The sequence below is a fragment of the Mesorhizobium sp. M0500 genome (assembly GCF_040321165.1).
Lineage (GTDB): Bacteria > Pseudomonadota > Alphaproteobacteria > Rhizobiales > Rhizobiaceae > Mesorhizobium.
Genome location: NZ_JAMYRB010000014.1, coordinates 58,577 through 73,766 on the forward strand (window position 1 = coordinate 58,577; position 15,190 = coordinate 73,766).

12 protein-coding genes are annotated in these 15,190 nt (G+C 63.4%); 7 read left to right on the forward strand and 5 right to left on the reverse strand.

All coding sequences use genetic code 11. The features are described 5' to 3' along the window. Positions 1-3 precede the first annotated feature (3 nt). Positions 4-1,020: a type II secretion system F family protein gene (locus NKI70_RS22665; protein ID WP_352698149.1), complete on the forward strand. Its 1,017-nt coding sequence runs from the start codon at positions 4-6 to the stop codon at positions 1,018-1,020. A 116-nt stretch (positions 1,021-1,136) separates the two neighbouring features. On the opposite strand, the gene NKI70_RS22670 is transcribed toward NKI70_RS22665, so the two are convergent. Next, on the reverse strand, positions 1,137-1,958 hold the full coding sequence (locus NKI70_RS22670; RefSeq protein WP_023676937.1) for a tetratricopeptide repeat protein: 822 nt from the start codon (positions 1,956-1,958) through the stop codon (positions 1,137-1,139). Positions 1,959-2,080: 122 nt separating this feature from the next. Between NKI70_RS22670 and NKI70_RS22675 the strand changes: the two genes are divergently transcribed. The 5 genes from NKI70_RS22675 (at position 2,081) to pdeM (ending at position 8,042) form a co-directional block, all read left to right on the forward strand. Beyond that, positions 2,081-3,445 (forward strand): leucyl aminopeptidase family protein, encoded by a 1,365-nt coding sequence (locus NKI70_RS22675; RefSeq protein ID WP_023676938.1) that lies wholly within the window; start codon positions 2,081-2,083, stop codon positions 3,443-3,445. A 69-nt stretch (positions 3,446-3,514) separates the two neighbouring features. Next, positions 3,515-3,865 carry a MarR family winged helix-turn-helix transcriptional regulator gene (locus NKI70_RS22680; protein WP_023676939.1) on the forward strand — a complete coding sequence of 117 codons (351 nt, stop codon included), beginning with the start codon at positions 3,515-3,517 and terminating at the stop codon, positions 3,863-3,865. Then, the gene (locus tag NKI70_RS22685; protein ID WP_084641121.1) at positions 3,828-4,739 is read left to right on the forward strand and encodes a C40 family peptidase; all 912 of its coding nucleotides are present in this window, start codon (positions 3,828-3,830) and stop codon (positions 4,737-4,739) included. Before NKI70_RS22680 ends, NKI70_RS22685 begins: the two co-directional genes overlap by 38 nt. A gap of 67 nt (positions 4,740-4,806) precedes the next feature. After that, a complete protein-coding gene (locus NKI70_RS22690) occupies positions 4,807-7,329 on the forward strand; it encodes a ligase-associated DNA damage response DEXH box helicase (RefSeq protein ID WP_023676941.1) in 2,523 nt (840 codons plus the stop codon). After that, entirely contained in the window at positions 7,326-8,042 is a 717-nt protein-coding gene (gene pdeM / locus NKI70_RS22695; protein ID WP_352680465.1) for a ligase-associated DNA damage response endonuclease PdeM, read from the forward strand. The genes NKI70_RS22690 and pdeM overlap by 4 nt, the downstream gene beginning before the upstream one ends. A gap of 2 nt (positions 8,043-8,044) precedes the next feature. Here the strand turns inward: pdeM and NKI70_RS22700 are convergent, their stop codons facing one another. Genes NKI70_RS22700 through NKI70_RS22710 form a run of 3 tightly spaced genes read right to left on the reverse strand, consistent with a single transcriptional unit; the run spans position 8,045 to position 12,653 of the window. Next, positions 8,045-8,980, reverse strand: a complete 936-nt coding sequence (locus tag NKI70_RS22700) for a dimethyl sulfoxide reductase anchor subunit family protein (RefSeq protein WP_023676943.1) — start codon at positions 8,978-8,980, stop codon at positions 8,045-8,047. A gap of 11 nt (positions 8,981-8,991) precedes the next feature. Further along, positions 8,992-9,726 carry a 4Fe-4S dicluster domain-containing protein gene (locus tag NKI70_RS22705; RefSeq protein ID WP_352455137.1) on the reverse strand — a complete coding sequence of 245 codons (735 nt, stop codon included), beginning with the start codon at positions 9,724-9,726 and terminating at the stop codon, positions 8,992-8,994. Further along, positions 9,723-12,653 (reverse strand): molybdopterin oxidoreductase family protein, encoded by a 2,931-nt coding sequence (locus NKI70_RS22710; protein WP_352698146.1) that lies wholly within the window; start codon positions 12,651-12,653, stop codon positions 9,723-9,725. The genes NKI70_RS22705 and NKI70_RS22710 overlap by 4 nt, the downstream gene beginning before the upstream one ends. Positions 12,654-12,935: 282 nt before the next feature. Here NKI70_RS22710 and NKI70_RS22715 point away from each other — a divergent pair, with 282 nt between their 5' ends. Further along, positions 12,936-13,838 (forward strand): LysR substrate-binding domain-containing protein, encoded by a 903-nt coding sequence (locus NKI70_RS22715; RefSeq protein ID WP_352698144.1) that lies wholly within the window; start codon positions 12,936-12,938, stop codon positions 13,836-13,838. A gap of 5 nt (positions 13,839-13,843) precedes the next feature. Here NKI70_RS22715 and NKI70_RS22720 read toward each other — a convergent pair whose 3' ends face one another. Beyond that, positions 13,844-15,100 carry an Hsp70 family protein gene (locus NKI70_RS22720; protein WP_023676947.1) on the reverse strand — a complete coding sequence of 419 codons (1,257 nt, stop codon included), beginning with the start codon at positions 15,098-15,100 and terminating at the stop codon, positions 13,844-13,846. Positions 15,101-15,190 lie beyond the last annotated feature (90 nt).

Genomic DNA, 15,190 nt, shown 5'->3' on the forward strand with positions numbered 1-15,190 from the left:
CGTATGACCGATCACGTCATCAGAACTCTCACCGACCCGTCCCTGCTGATCGCACTGCTGGTCGGCATCGCGGTGTTTGCGACCGTCTTCACGCTGCTGCCCGCTTTTGGCGGGAACCAGCTCAAGGCGCGCATGAAATCCGTAGCGCTGGAGCGCGATGAGCTGCGCGCCAAGCAGCGCGCGCGGCTGGCAGTCGAAGCCGACCGCCGCCGCAGGGGCCTGCGCGAAGAACAGTCGGTCGGCATGCGCAATATTGTCGATCGCCTGGATCTCAGGCGTGCGCTGGCGGATGAAGGTACCTTGCAGAAATTGAAAGTGGCAGGTTTTCGCGGGCAAAATCCGCTGACGCGCTTCCTTTTCTTCCGTCTCGTCCTGCCCTTCATCGGCTTTGCATTGGCGGCGATGTATCTGTTCGTGCTCGGCGGATTGCCCGAGCAGCCGCTTTTCGTGAAGCTGTTCGTGTGCATCGTGGTAGCCTATGCGGGATTCTACGCGCCGGTGCTCTACGTCAACAACCGCGCTACCAAGCGCAAGCAATCGATTCAGATGGCGTGGCCGGACGCGCTCGACCTGTTGCTGATATGCGTCGAGTCCGGCATGTCGGTGGAAGCGGCGCTTCGCAAGGTCGCCGATGAGATCGGCGCGCAATCGGTGGCATTGGCGGAAGAATTCATCCTGACAAACGCCGAGCTTTCCTATCTGCAGGAGCGCAAGCAGGCCTATGAGAACCTTGCAAGCCGAACTGGCCTGGAATCCGTCAGGTCGGTGTCCCAGGCGTTGGTTCAGGCCGAGCGCTACGGCACGCCCGTGGCGCATGCGTTGCGGGTGCTTGCCAGTGAGAGCCGCGACATGCGCATGAATGCCGCCGAGAAGAAGGCGGCCGCGCTGCCGCCGAAGCTCACCGTGCCGATGATCCTGTTCTTCCTGCCGGTGCTGTTCGCCATCATTCTGGGTCCCGCCGGCATCCAGGTGAGCCAGCGCGGCATCTTTGGCGACCAGCCGAAATCCAGCAGCGAGTAGCGCCAGCGGCGTTGCCAGAAACGCTGATACGATTCAGAGCCACGCTGCCGGTGCAGCGCGGCTCTTTGCGTTAGACATGTTCCGGAATTCGCGCGCCGGTTCGGCGCTCGAAGCGGTCAGTTGGTGGCGGGCTTTGCCTTGTCCTGGTCCTTGAGCTGGCTCCAGGCATTCTGCTGCGCCAGCATCTGGCGAAGGTAAGCGACGTTAGCCTGCGCCTGATCCTGCGACAGCTCTTGCGAGGCGATCTTCTCAGCCTCGTCGAAACGGCCTTGCAGACCGACGACCAGCGCAAGGTTCTGGCGGACGCGGCTATCTGCATTCGGCTGCTGGGCGGCTGAGCGCATATAGGTTTCGGCCGTGCGCAAATCACCTTCCAGCACGTACGACATGCCGAGATTGGAAAGGATCGACGGTTCGTTCGGCCTGAGGTCAAGCGCCTTGCGATAGCCTTGGCGCGCCTCGTCCTTCTGGCCGAGCTGGTCGAGAATAGCAGCTTCCGCCGATACCAGTTTCCAGTCAGGATATTCGGGCGTCTGGGCGCGGCGCACGGCATCGAGAGCCGGTTCGAACTGTCCGTTGGCGGCAAGCGCCTTGCCATAGGCGGCGAGCACGTCGCGGTCCTTCGGCAGGGCGATCGCCAGCTTGCGCATCACCGCAAGCGATTGGTCTGCGTCGCCGTCCATCTGCAGCGCCGCGGCATAATTTGTCGCGATCCGCTTGTCGCTGGGGTTTTTCGAATAGGACTGGCCGAGCGCCATCGTAGCGTTGTGCAGTTCGCCCGCCGACATTGTTTCCAGCGGCTTGCCGCTTGGACGAGAAATCGAGCCAGTCGTCAATTTGCTGGTTCCGCAGCCGGCGACGCCTGCGGCAAGCGCCATCATCAACGCCGTGCTGATCAGCCTATTTGCGCTGGCGTTCATCCTGCGGTTGGTCGGCATCGGCACCAGGGCTCCGTTCATGCGCGTGACCATTTGCGAGGTCATCTTTCCTCCCGCAGAAATATTCTGTTAACCCTAACGGAGAGTTAAGAAACGCCGACTCGGAAGCCGGAGGCCAGCGAATGCCTGTCGAACTCGTCGAGAAAGAATTGAGCAATGCGCTGCCGGTCCATCTGGTGGCGAAGGATGCTCTGGCGGCGGCGGGCCTTGCGCCATCGTCGGTCGCCTGGGCCAAGGCCAACGGCTTTTCCGGCGAGGCTGGCAGGACGCTGATCGTGCCTGGCGACAACGGCGCGATTGCCGGAGCCCTGTTCGGCACCGGTGATGGCGAGGGCGCACTGGCCATCGGCGCACTAGCGAGAGCCTTGCCCGAAGGCGAGTGGCATTTTGCGTCCGCACCGGCCAAGCCGGAGCTTACGGCACTCGCCGTAGCGCTCGGCGGCTATGTCTTCACCCGCTACGGCAAGAAGCCAGGCAAGACGCTTCGCCTCGCGCTGCCGGCAGGCACCGACATTGCCCGCATCCGCCGCATCGCCAATGGAGTTTTCCTGGCGCGCGATCTGGTCAACACGCCGACCAGCGATATGGGCCCCGATCAGCTGGAAAAAGCCGCCCGAACCTTGGCCGCGACGCACAAGGCCGAATTATCGGTGACCAAAGGCGACGATCTTCTTACCGCCAACTTTCCGATGATCCACGCCGTCGGTCGGGCTTCTGCCGACGCGCCGCGCCTGATCGACATGATTTGGGGGCCGAACAATGCCCCCAGGATAACGCTGGTCGGCAAGGGCGTCTGCTTCGATACAGGCGGTCTCGACATCAAGCCGTCCTCGGGCATGCTTTTGATGAAGAAGGACATGGGCGGCGCTGCCAACGTGCTGGGCCTCGCTTCCATGATCATGGCCACCGGGCTGAAGGTCCGGCTTCGCGTGCTCATCCCGGCTGTCGAGAATTCGATAGCCGGCAACGCCTTCCGGCCAGGCGACGTGCTGGTGAGCCGCAAGGGCATCACCGTCGAAATCGGCAACACCGACGCCGAAGGACGGCTGGTGCTCGCCGATGCCTTGGCCTTGGCCGACGACGAAGAGCCGCAGATGCTGGTCGATATGGCGACGCTGACAGGCGCTGCCCGTGTTGCGCTCGGTCCCGACCTGCCGCCGTTCTACACCGGTGACGAGGCGCTTGCATCCGAGCTGGCGGACGCCTCCGTTGCGGTCGAGGATCCGCTATGGCGCATGCCGTTGTGGAAGCCCTATGACGCCAAGCTGGCGTCGAAGGTGGCCAACATCAACAACGTCACGTCGGACGGTTTCGCCGGCTCGATCACCGCGGCGCTTTTCCTGAAGCGCTTCGTGGAAAAGACCGCCGGCTGGGCGCATGTCGACATCTTCGCCTGGAACCCGTTCGACCGCCCGCACGGCCTTGCCGGTGGCGAAGCGCAAGGCATCCGGGCGCTGGAGCAGGTCATTTCGAACCGCTACGGCTGATTCTCGGGCATAGCCGACGAAGGTATTGACTGAAACGGAACCGAAACAATTTTCCGTCATGCTGGACGGATGTCGATTATCATGCGTCCAAGCCAGGCCTTGCGACTATGGCAACAGGTGGTGTTATCCGAGGTGCGTGACGACGCGCCCGATCTCACTATGCGCCAGACGGCGATCCTGTTCACCATCTATCTCGATCCGCCGCCGCACACGGTGCGGGGGTTAGCCGCCCGACTCAACGTCACCAAGCCGGTGATCACCCGTGCGCTCGATACGATGGGGGCGCTGAAACTGGTGTCGCGCCACCGCGACGAGCTCGACAAGCGCAACGTGCTGGTCAGGCGCACAGTCGAAGGCGCGCTCTTTGTCGAGCGCTTTGGCGATGTTATCATTGCCAGAGCCCAAGAGTTGCCCATTTGAACGAGTTGCCGATTTGACCGCCAGGGATGCCCGCCTCCATGCCTTCCGCTCCGATCTCGCCGACGCCAGGCTGACAGGCGAGGTCGCCGCCGACCGTTTCGTCGCCGGCCGGCCGGCTCGCATATCAGCCTCCGCGGCCGATGTCCGCAAGGCTCCGCGCCCGGATGCCGGCGTCGATACCCAGCTTCTGTTCGGCGAAGACGTCCTCGTCTTCGAGGACGTTGAGGGCTGGGCCTGGATACAGGCCGAGCGCGACGGCTATGTCGGCTATGTCGCCGACACTGTGCTGGGCGGTCGGGACCATGCACCCACGCATGTTGTCTCGGTGCCGCGCACTTTCCTCTATCCGGGACCGGATTTGCGGTTCCCGGTGAGCGGGGAGCTCTCGATGGGGTCAGCGGTAACAGTGAAAGGCGCGGCTGAAACACGCCGCACGTACTATGCTCTGCTGCCATCCGGCGAGGCGGTCATATCTGACCATCTCAGGCCTGTCGCCGAGGTTGCCCCCGACTACGTCGCGGTCGCCGAGGCGTTTCTCGGCACGCCCTATCTATGGGGCGGCGTTTCCGGCTTCGGCATCGATTGTTCCGGTCTCGTGCAACTTGCAATGCACATGGCTGGCAGGCAAGTGCTGCGCGACACCGACATGCAGGCGGCGACCGTCGGTGAACCGCTCGACCTCGGGCCGGATTTTGCCGGGTTGCGGCGCGGCGACCTGGTCTTCTGGAAAGGCCACGTCGCGATCATGACGGATCCGGAGACCATGATCCACGCCAACGGCCACACCATGCTGGTGTCGCGTGAAGGACTGAGGGAGGCGGTCGCCCGTATCGGCTATCTCTATGGCGGACCGACCGGGTTTCGCCGGCCGTAACGCGAATCGATCACCTTTTGTTCTGATTCTGCTTGGCGATTGCGCGCCGCCGCGCTACGTCTGGCGCGTGACAGAGCAGCCGCGCCTTGCCGAACAGAATGCCGCCGTCGTCCTGCCCGAGCCATTTGTCAAATGGTTTGAAGAAAAGGGCTGGTCGCCGCGCGCCCACCAGATCGATTTGCTGGCCAAAGCCCAGGGCGGCCGGTCGGTATTACTAATCGCCCCGACCGGCGCCGGCAAGACGCTGGCCGGGTTCTTGCCATCGCTGACCGAACTGGCCGGCCGGCCGAGGAGAAGGCCGGGGCAGGCGCATCGAGGCATCCACACACTCTACATCTCGCCGCTGAAGGCGCTGGCCGTCGACATCGAGCGCAATCTCGGCAAACCCGTCGCAGAAATCGGGCTGCCGGTCACCGTCGAGACGCGCACCGGCGACACGCCCGCACACAAGCGCCAGCGGCAGAAGCTGGCGCCGCCCGACATTCTCCTGACCACGCCCGAGCAATTGGCGCTGCTGATTGCCGCGCCCGATGCCAGGCGCTTCTTCGAGGACCTGCGCTATGTCGTGCTCGACGAATTGCATTCGCTGGTGACCTCGAAGCGCGGGCATCTCCTGTCGCTCGGGCTGGCCCGGCTGCGCTCGTTTATGCCCGCCCTGCAGACGATAGGCCTGTCGGCGACGGTCGCCGAGCCTGACGAATTGCGGCGCTGGCTGGTCAGCCAGAATCCACCGGGGCCGATGGCCGAACTGATCGTCGTCACTGGCGGCGCCAAGCCCGACATCTCCATTCTCGATTCGGAGGAGCGCGTGCCGTGGGCGGGACATTCGGCCCGCTACGCAACGCCGGAAATCTACAACGAGATCAAGCGCCACAAGACAACCCTGCTGTTCGTCAACACGCGCAGCCAGGCGGAGTTGCTGTTCCAGGAGTTGTGGCGGGTCAACGAGGAGACCTTGCCGATCGCGCTGCATCACGGCTCCCTCGACGTCGCGCAGCGCCGGCGTGTCGAAAAGGCAATGGGCGAGAACGCCCTGCGCGCCATCGTCGCCACGTCGACGCTCGACCTCGGCATCGACTGGGGCGATGTCGACCTGGTCGTCCATGTCGGCGCGCCGAAAGGTGCCAGCCGGCTGGCGCAGCGCATCGGCCGTGCCAACCACCGTATGGACGAGCCGTCCAAGGCGATCCTGATACCGGCCAACCGCTTCGAGGTGCTGGAATGCAGGGCGGCGCTCGACGCCAATTATCTCGGTGCCCAGGATACGCCGCCGCTGGTCGATGGCGGGCTCGACGTCCTGGCGCAGCACGTGCTGGGCTGTGCCTGCGGTGCGCCGTTCCATGCCGATGCGCTGTTCGAGGAGGTGCGGACGGCAGCACCCTATGCCGATCTCGATCGCCCGACATTCGATCGCGTCATCGATTTCGTCGCCACTGGCGGCTATGCGCTAAAGAACTACGAGCGCTATGCCCGCATCCGGTTGAACAAGGACGGACTGTGGCGGGTCTCAAATCCTCGCGTCGCCCAGCAATACCGGCTCAACGTCGGCACCATCATCGAAGTGCCGGCGCTCAACGTCCGCTACGTCCAGGCCGGCAGCAGAGGCGCGGCTTCGCGTGGCGGCCGGGTTCTGGGCAAGATCGAGGAGGCGTTCCTCGAAACGCTGACGCATGGCGACACCTTCATGTTCGCCGGCAAGGTGCTGCGCTTCGAAGGTATCCGCGAGAATGAGTGCTTTGTCTCGAATGCACCCGGCAGCGACGCCAAGGTGCCGTATTACGGTGGTGGCAAATTCCCGCTTTCGACGTACCTGGCCGAACAGGTCCGCGCCATGCTGGACGATCCGCAGCGCTGGAAGAAGCTGCCGGAGCAGGTCGCCGACTGGCTACGCTTCCAGGCCGACAAGTCGGTGCTGCCGAAACGCGACGATCTGCTGATCGAGACCTTTCAGCGCGGCAACCGCCACTATCTGGTGGCCTATCCGTTCGAGGGCAGGCTGGCGCACCAGACGCTCGGCATGCTGCTCACCCGCCGCCTCGACAGGGGGGGAGCCAAGCCGCTCGGCTTCGTCGCCACCGACTATGCGCTTGCCATATGGTCGCTGGCCGATATGGGCCATATGTTCAGGGCGAAGAAACCGTCGCTGGCTGCGCTATTCGATCAGGACATGCTGGGCGACGACCTCGAAGCCTGGCTCGCAGGCAGTTGGTTGTTGAAGCGCACCTTTCGCAATTGCGCGCTGATCTCGGGATTGATCGAGAAACGCCACCCGGGGCAGGAGAAGAGCGGCCGCCAGGTAACCGTGTCGACGGATCTCATCTACGACGTGCTGCGCAGCCACGAGCCCGACCATATCCTTTTGCAGGCGACGCGTGCCGATGCCGCGACCGGTCTCTTGGATGTCAGCAGACTTGCCGAGATGCTCTCGCGCGTCCAAGGTCGAATCATGCATAAGAACCTCGAGCAGATATCGCCGCTCGCCGTGCCGATCATGCTCGAGATCGGCAAAATGCCGGTGCACGGCGAGGCCGATGACACGCTGCTGATGGATGCAGCCACACTGGTCGAGGAGGCCATGGGGACGAAATGACTGTCGCGCTCGCCATGGCTGCGCCTCTGGCGGATGCGCGCGCTGTCCGTATCGCCGGCGAACGCGCGATCTGCGACCGTCGCGGCGTGCTCTATTTTCCCGAATTCCGGCTTCTGACCGTATCCGACCTGCATCTGGAAAAAGGCTCATCACTGGCCAGGCGCGGCACGCTGGTCCCACCTTACGACACCGGTGCGACGTTGCTCCGGCTACAGGCGGTGATCGCCGATTATCAGCCTGCGATCGTTATCAGCCTGGGCGACAGTTTTCACGATGGCGGCGGCGCCGCACGTATGCACGCGAGCTTTCGCCAAAGGCTGGAAGGGCTGATGGTCGGGCGCGACTGGTTCTGGGTCGCCGGCAATCATGATCCAGAAGCGCCGGCCGACTTGCCAGGCGAGACCGTGCGCGAGCTGGCCATAGGCTCGCTACTCTTCCGGCACGAGCCTTCGGCGGTGAGAGTGGAAGGCGAGATATCAGGCCACCTGCATCCTTGCGCCCGCATCGTGCAGCAAGGCCGTTCGGTGCGGCGTCGTTGCTTTGCCGGCGATGGCGGCCGCATGATCATGCCGGCTTTCGGCGCCTATACCGGCTCGCTCAACGTGCTCGATCGCGCCTATGCCGGGCTGTTCCGCCGCGAAACGCTGATGGCCTATATGCTTGGCACAGAGCGCATTTTCGCGATTTCCCACGCGATGCTCAGGCCGGGCTGAACCTACCTGCCGTAGTACAAAGTGACCGTGTGCTTGGCCTCGGCGAAGAACAGCCAGCGCTCGACCAGCATTCCGGCGAGTTGGGCGATTGCGGCGAGTATCGACAGTGCTGCCGCATAGGGCCACGGCAAGGCGAACGCCGCGACCAGCAGCAACGCGGGCAAAGCAAAGGCCAGCACCTGCGTGATCTGGCGGAGTTTAGCGCTGTGCTTGCGCGCAATGCGAAAGCCCATCTCCTTGAGCAGATAGTTTTCCTCGGTATGCGGCCATTCCAGCGACCGCACCGTGCCGCCGGAAAGCCCGGTTGCGGTGTTGGCATTGGTCGGGATCTCCAGCCTGTCATTGTATCGCCAGGTCGCCAGCTTCAAACCCCAGCCGAGCGCGGTCAGCAACAGGGCAGCCGCCAGAAGCATATTCGAGCCTGCGGCAAATCCCTGCAGCAGGGCGTTGAGCAGTACGCTGCCGGTCATCGCCGAAAAGACCAGGTAGGCGGGCAGGGTGAAGCGGCTGTGCCACTGGGCAATCGGCTTCAACGACGCGTAGATCATGCCGGTGGTGCAGACGGTTGCGACCGCGCCGATGGCAGCGAGCAGCCCGGCGACAGCCGCCCAGCCGCTCGTACGGCCGAGGACCACCCAGCCAATACCGAACAACCCCGCCGGCACGAAGGTGGCGACCGAGGCAACACCTTCGCGCGACAGCCATGAGCTACGCCATTGCGAGAAGGCACGCCAGGCGCGTTCGGGCCGGCCGAGATGGCCGGCCGACGACAGCAGGCCTGTCGAGATCAGGCCAAGCGCCAGCCCCATGCCGGTGAGGCCAAGCCAGAAATCGGGCGGGATAAAGCCCTGTCCGGCGAGCACGCCAAGCAGCGCGAGCAGGCCGTAACCGGCGCCCGTGGCCGTGGTGAAAAAGACGACGGAGAAGGCTGGATGCATGAAGGCACGGGTCAGTTCGAAAGCATGCGGTCGACCCAGCCGAGGAAGCCGCCTTCGGCCCGCACCGCTTCAAGCGCTGGCGCCGGCACCGATGCGGCGCGGGTGGTGTGGGCACGTGGCGGCAGATATTTGTTGGTCGGCTTATAGCCCATTTCCGGCATCAGATCGACACCGCCGCGCTCGGCCACCAGTTGCGAGATAGCGGATGCCGGATCGCCCAGATCGCCAAAATGCCGCGCGCTGGTCGGGCAAGCAGCGACGCAGGCCGGCACGCGATCTTCTTCCGCCAGATTGTCGTTGTAGATGCGGTCGACGCACAACGTGCATTTCTTCATCACGCCGACATTGGTGTCGAATTCGCGCGCTCCGTAGGGACAGGCCCAGCTGCACAGTTTGCAGCCGATGCATTTGTCCTCGTCGACCAGCACGATGCCATCCGACGCCCGCTTGTAGGAGGCGCCGGTCGGGCAGACCGTGACGCACGCCGGCGTCTCGCAGTGCAGGCAGGAGCGTGGGAAATTGACCGTGCGCCCACCCATCTCGGTCATGTGCTCATAACTGTGCACGCGGTTGAACCAGACGCCGTCGACATTGCCGCCATAGGGGTCGATGTCGGTTAGCGGCGCCATATGGCCGCCGGTGTTCCATTCTTTGCAGGCGGTAACGCAGGCCTGGCAGCCGACGCAGGTGTCGAGATCGATGACAAGGCCGAGCTTCTTGTCGGTATGGGTGGGAAGGCAAGTCATTTGGCAGCTTCTCTTTCCCGACGGAATTCGGCGCCGAAACTAAGCTTATCGGGCGGGGGCTCAAAATGCGGGGGCTGTCGGAACCGCTCGAACTGCGGTTCGGTGAAGCCTGCTTCCTCGTCTGCGCATTTGACGATGCGCACGCGCAGGTCGAACCATGCCGCCTGGCCGGTGACAGGATCGGAATTCGAATAGTGTTTGCCATTCGCATCGGCAGAGGTCTGGTCGCCGATGATGTGGTTGAGTAGAAAGCCGCGATTGGATTCGGCCGCATCATCCTTCAGCCCCCAGCTGCCGCGACGCTTGCCGATCGCATTCCACGTCCACACCGTATTGGCGTTGACGCCGTCGACCAGCTTGATCTGTCCTTTGACCTTGCCGTTGATGCTCTCGATCCACACCCAGTCGTCATCGACAAGCCCGAGGCTGGCGGCGGTCCGATCGTGCACGAACAGCCGGTTCTGGCTGGTGATCTGCCTTAGCCAGGCATTCTGCCCGCCCCAGGAATGGTACATGTGCATCGGCCGCTGCGTCAGCGCGTGCAGCGGATAGGCTTGGCTGTCGACCGCAGCCTCTTCGAAGGGCGCATACCAGAATGGCAGCGGATCCATATAGGTCTCGATGCGGCTGCGCTCCGCCTCCGGCGGCAGCACCCGGCCATGGCCGCGCGCCGCAAGGCGGAAGCGCTGCATCGGCTCCGAATAGAGTTGGAACACGATCGGCTCGGCTTTCGGGATGAAGCCCATGTTCTCGGCGAAGTCGAGATAGGAGCGGTTGGCCATCTTGTAGTAGCGCTGATCGGCGGCGAAGTCCTGGTGCCAGAAGCCGCCATTGTCGATGTAGCGCTGCAACTGGTCGGGATTGACGTCGCCCTTCCCGACCGAGGTCCCGTCCTCGCCGCGCCAGCCGGCGAGCGGACCGACACCTGGCGTGCGCTCGTGATTGACGATGTAGTCGGCATAGTCGCGGTATTTGGCGGAGCCGTCGTCGTCAACGAAGCCGGGCAGGCTGAGCCGCGCGCCGAGTTCGATCAGCACCGTCTGGAACGGCCTGACGTCGCGGTCCGGCTCGACGACGGGATGGCGGATGGCGTCGCCCGGCCCGTCGGCGTGGCTGATCGGCCGGTCGAGCAGACTGATACAGTCATGACGCTCGAGATAGGTCGTGTCCGGCAGCACCAGATCGGCAAAAGGCACGGTCTCGGAATAATAAGCGTCGGAATAGATGATGAACGGGATCTTGTATTCGCCCGATATGTCCGCGTCGGTCAGCATCGCCATCGTCTCGACGGTGTTCATCGACGAGTTCCAGGCCATGTTGGACATGTACATGAACAGCGTGTCGATCGTGTAGGGATCGCCGGCCCAGGCGTTACGAATGACCGTGTGCATGAGTCCGTGTGCGGCCAGCGGCGCATCCCAGGAATAGGCCTTGTCGATACGGATCGGTTTGCCGCCTCCGTCGATCAGCAGGTCTTCCGGCCCGCAGACGAAGCCGAGCGGCATGCCTTCGAGTGGTGTCATCGGCTTCACATTCTTGCCGGCGGGCTTTGGACCCGGCGGCGCGGACCGCGGATAAGGCGGTTTGAAGCGGAAGCCGCCCGGCACGTCCACCGTGCCGAGAAGCACCTGAAGCAGATGAATGGCGCGGCAAGTGTGAAATCCGTTCGAATGGGCCGAGATGCCGCGCATCGCATGCATCGACACCGGCCGACCCTTGATGGTCTCGTGCCGGCGGCCGGCCCAGTCCGTCCAGGCCACCGGCAGTTCGATTTGCTGTTCGAAGGCGACATGAGCGAGTTCTGCAGCAATGCGTCGGATGGTGTCGGCGGAGATGCCGCACCGGTCAGCGACGGCGTCGGGCGAATAGCACTCGTCCAGATAGCGGTCGGCGACGAGTTGGAAGACCGGCACGCATCGGCGGCCGTCGACGAGAACGCTGCCGGTCAGTGCGGGCTTTGCGTCGGTATCGCCGGCGTCGACAGGCATCTTCGCCACCCTGTCCCAAGCCAGCGGATTGCCGTCGCCATTGCGCATGAACAGCCCGTCATCGACAGCTCCAGGCTCCTGAACGACCAGGATGTGGGCATTGGTGTAGCGCAAGAGGTACTCGAGATCGATGCGGCCTGCCTTCAGCAATTCATGGATGAGGGCGAATACGAACAGGCCGTCGGTGCCGGGCCGGATGCCGATCCAGTCGTCGGCAATTGCATTATAGCCGGTGCGGCAGGGATTGATTGAAACCACCTTGGCGCCGCGCGCCTTGAGCTTGCCGAGGCCGATCTTGATCGGATTGGAATCATGGTCTTCGGCAACCCCGAACAGCATGAAATATTTGGTGTTGTCCCAGTCGGGCTCGCCGAACTCCCAGAACGAACCGCCAATCGTGTAGAGGCCGCCGGCCGCCATATTGACCGAGCAGAAGCCGCCATGGGCGGCAAAATTCGGCGTGCCGAACTGGCTCGCCCACCAGCCGGTCAGCGATTGCGACTGGTCGCGCCCGGTGAAGAAGGCAAGTTTCTTCGGATCGGTTCGGCGGATGTTCGAAAGCCGTTCTGTCGCGATCGACAAGGCTTCCTCCCACTCGATTTCGCGGAACTCACCCGAGCCGCGCGGGCCGGTTCGCAGTAGCGGCTTCTTCAGCCGGGCCGGGCTGTAATGCTGCATGATGCCGGCGCTGCCCTTGCCGCACAGCACACCGCGGTTGACCGGGTGATCCTTGTTGCCGTTGATGTAGCGGACCTTGCCGTCCTTGATATGGACGTCGATGCCGCAGCGGCAGGCGCACATATAGCAAGTCGTCTTGGCGACGCTGTCGGAGACATCGGGCGACGTATCGACGCCGTCGCCTTCAGCGGGCGGGCGGGTATCGGCGAGCGGCCGTTGGGATGGTGCTGAGTTGGCGCCGCGCAGCGGTCTGTTGGTCATGATCCGGCGATGTTTTTGCGTTCGGCGGCCTTGGCTCTCGTCTTCGGACCTGGGCCGCGCATGTAATGTTGTTCCGGACGATAGCGTTCACCGACGAGCCGCCACCGCAGGCTGCGGGACCAATGCGTGAACACCGATTTGAACAGCCTCACCAAATCTCTACCCTCGACTGTTCTGGCGCGACTTTTTTCCAATTTCGAGCCAAAATTTAGAACAAAGCAATCAATCTGTCTAACAAATTGCTCTTGTAATTCTAATCGGAGTTGCTTCTTAATTGCTGGCATGACTCTGGACCAATTGCGGATCTTCGTCGCCGTCGCCGAACGGGCGCACATGACCAAAGCGGCCGAGTTGCTGGGCATCTCACAGTCGGCCGCATCCGCCGCGATCCGCTCGCTCGAACTGCAGCATGGCGTCCAGTTGTTCAACCGCGTCGGCCGCAACATCGAGCTCGCCGAGACCGGACGCCGATTCTTGCCCGAAGCCAAGGCGGTCCTCGAGCGGGCTGCGGCGGCCCACAATGTGCTGGAGCATGTCTCGCAGACGATATCAGGCAGTCTCTCGATAGCTGCCAGCCAGACCATCGCCAGCTATTGGCTGCCGCGCCGGCTCGCCTCTTTCCACGAAGCCTATCCTGCCGTCAGGCTGAGTGTGAGCATTGGCAACACCAGGCAGGTCGAGACCAATGTACTTGATGGCGCAGCCGATTTTGGCCTGGTCGAGGGGCGCACCGAATCCGACATTTTGCGGCGTGCCAAGGTCGATATCGATCGCATGATGCTGGTCGTGGCGCGCTCGCACCCTGAGATCGCGGAAGTTTCGCCTGGACATCCCGACCTTGGCGGGCTTCGCTGGATCATTCGCGAAGGCGGGTCGGGCACACGCGAGGCGCTGGAGGACCTTGCCCGACGCGACGGGGTTTCGTTCGCGGACCTGCAGATATTCCTGGTATTGCCGAGCAATGAGGCTATTCGCCAGGCGGTCGAGGCCGGCGCCGGCGCCAGCATCATCTCGGAACTCGTCGTCGCCCGCGCGGTCGCCGAAGGCAGCCTGCGTTCTGTGCCGGTCGATCTGCCGAAGCGCGAATTTGCCATGATCACGCATCGCGACCGGCAGCCAAGCCTGGCCCAGATGGCGCTCAAGGCGCATCTTGGCGGCAAAGCTGAGAGATCCGCGCCGCTTTAAGCCGATCAGCCGAACTTCCGCTGCGCGTCGAGCGCCAGTCCAAGCCCGACCGAGCCGAACACATCGCCTTCGATTACCGACGCCTGCGGCACCAGCGCCAGGATCTGCTGCCTGGCCAGCGGGATCGCGGTCGATCCGCCGGTCAGGAACACCGCGGTGATGTCCGAGGCCTTCACCTGTGCGTCGCGGATGGTCTGCTCGACCGTAGCCGCAACACGCTCAATGTCCCTGACTATGGTGGCTTCGAGACCCTTGCGCGTGATTTCTGCCGTGAACCTCACCTCGGGCAGCGCGACCTCGACATCGGCCGACGATCGGTCCGTCAGCTCGATCTTGGCCTTTTCGACCAGCGCCGCCAGCGCATGGCCGTAACGATGCTCGACGATGTGGATGAAGCGCTCGACCAGGTCCGGGCGCTCCGCCTCGTAGCGGATCTGGCGCAGATGCGTCATCGCCCTCGCTGTGTAGACCAGGTTGATGCGCTGCCATGTCGCCAGCTCGATGAAGTAGCTCGCCGGCAGATTGCGCTTGCCGTCCTTGGTTGGCGTCAAATAACCGAGCTGCGGCATTACATGGGCGATGCTCAGCAGCCGGTCGAAATCGGTGCCGCCGATGTGGATGCCGCGGCTGGCCAGTATGTCGTCCTTGCGGTCGAGCGAGCGGGCGCGCTCGGGCGAGACCCGCACGATCGAGAAGTCGGACGTGCCGCCGCCCATGTCGACGATCAGCGCCAGTTCCTCGCGCGTCACCTTCTGTTCGTAATCGAGTGCCGCCGCGATCGGCTCGAATTGGAAGGCGATATGTTTGAAGCCTTGGGCGCGAGCGGCGTTTTCGAGTTGGTGCTCCGCCTTCGCATCGGCCTCGGCATCGTCGTCGACGAACTGCACGGGCCGTCCCAGCACGACGCTGTCGACCGCGTCATGGGCTTCTTCTTCCAGCTTCTTTTTCAGGTGGCCGACAAATAGGCCGACAATTTCCATGAAGCCGATCGAGCGCACCTTGATGCGCGTCTTTTCGTGAGCGAGCGAGCTGCCGAGCACGCTCTTCAGCGAGCGCATCAGGCGGCCTTCGATACTGTCCGTATAGTTGGCAATGGCGCGTCGCCCGAAATAGGTGAGGTTGTCCTCGAAATTGAAGAATACCGCACTGGGCAGCGTGACCTGGCCGTCTTCCAACGCCACCAGCCGCGGCTGCCCGTTCCTGACCACGCTCACGGTGGAATTCGAAGTGCCGAAGTCGATACCGGCAAATGCTGGTCGCATCGTGCGTTCCTGTAGTTCTGATTTGGGGAGCAGCAGCTCGTATCCGGTCGGGCCGGGGGTCGCGGTCTAACCCATACCCTCGGAAAGGGA

Excerpts from the sequence above, each read along its gene's own strand:
- NKI70_RS22665 (WP_352698149.1), top strand. The coding sequence starts at position 4 with ATGACCGATCACGTCATCAGAACTCTCACCGACCCGTCCCTGCTGATC.
- NKI70_RS22670 (WP_023676937.1), bottom strand. The coding sequence starts at position 1,958 with ATGCCGACCAACCGCAGGATGAACGCCAGCGCAAATAGGCTGATCAGC.
- NKI70_RS22675 (WP_023676938.1), top strand. The coding sequence starts at position 2,081 with ATGCCTGTCGAACTCGTCGAGAAAGAATTGAGCAATGCGCTGCCGGTC.
- NKI70_RS22680 (WP_023676939.1), top strand. The coding sequence starts at position 3,515 with ATGTCGATTATCATGCGTCCAAGCCAGGCCTTGCGACTATGGCAACAG.
- NKI70_RS22685 (WP_084641121.1), top strand. The coding sequence starts at position 3,828 with ATGTTATCATTGCCAGAGCCCAAGAGTTGCCCATTTGAACGAGTTGCC.
- pdeM (WP_352680465.1), top strand. The coding sequence starts at position 7,326 with ATGACTGTCGCGCTCGCCATGGCTGCGCCTCTGGCGGATGCGCGCGCT.
- NKI70_RS22700 (WP_023676943.1), bottom strand. The coding sequence starts at position 8,980 with ATGCATCCAGCCTTCTCCGTCGTCTTTTTCACCACGGCCACGGGCGCC.
- NKI70_RS22705 (WP_352455137.1), bottom strand. The coding sequence starts at position 9,726 with ATGACTTGCCTTCCCACCCATACCGACAAGAAGCTCGGCCTTGTCATC.
- NKI70_RS22710 (WP_352698146.1), bottom strand. The coding sequence starts at position 12,653 with ATGACCAACAGACCGCTGCGCGGCGCCAACTCAGCACCATCCCAACGG.
- NKI70_RS22715 (WP_352698144.1), top strand. The coding sequence starts at position 12,936 with ATGACTCTGGACCAATTGCGGATCTTCGTCGCCGTCGCCGAACGGGCG.
- NKI70_RS22720 (WP_023676947.1), bottom strand. The coding sequence starts at position 15,100 with ATGCGACCAGCATTTGCCGGTATCGACTTCGGCACTTCGAATTCCACC.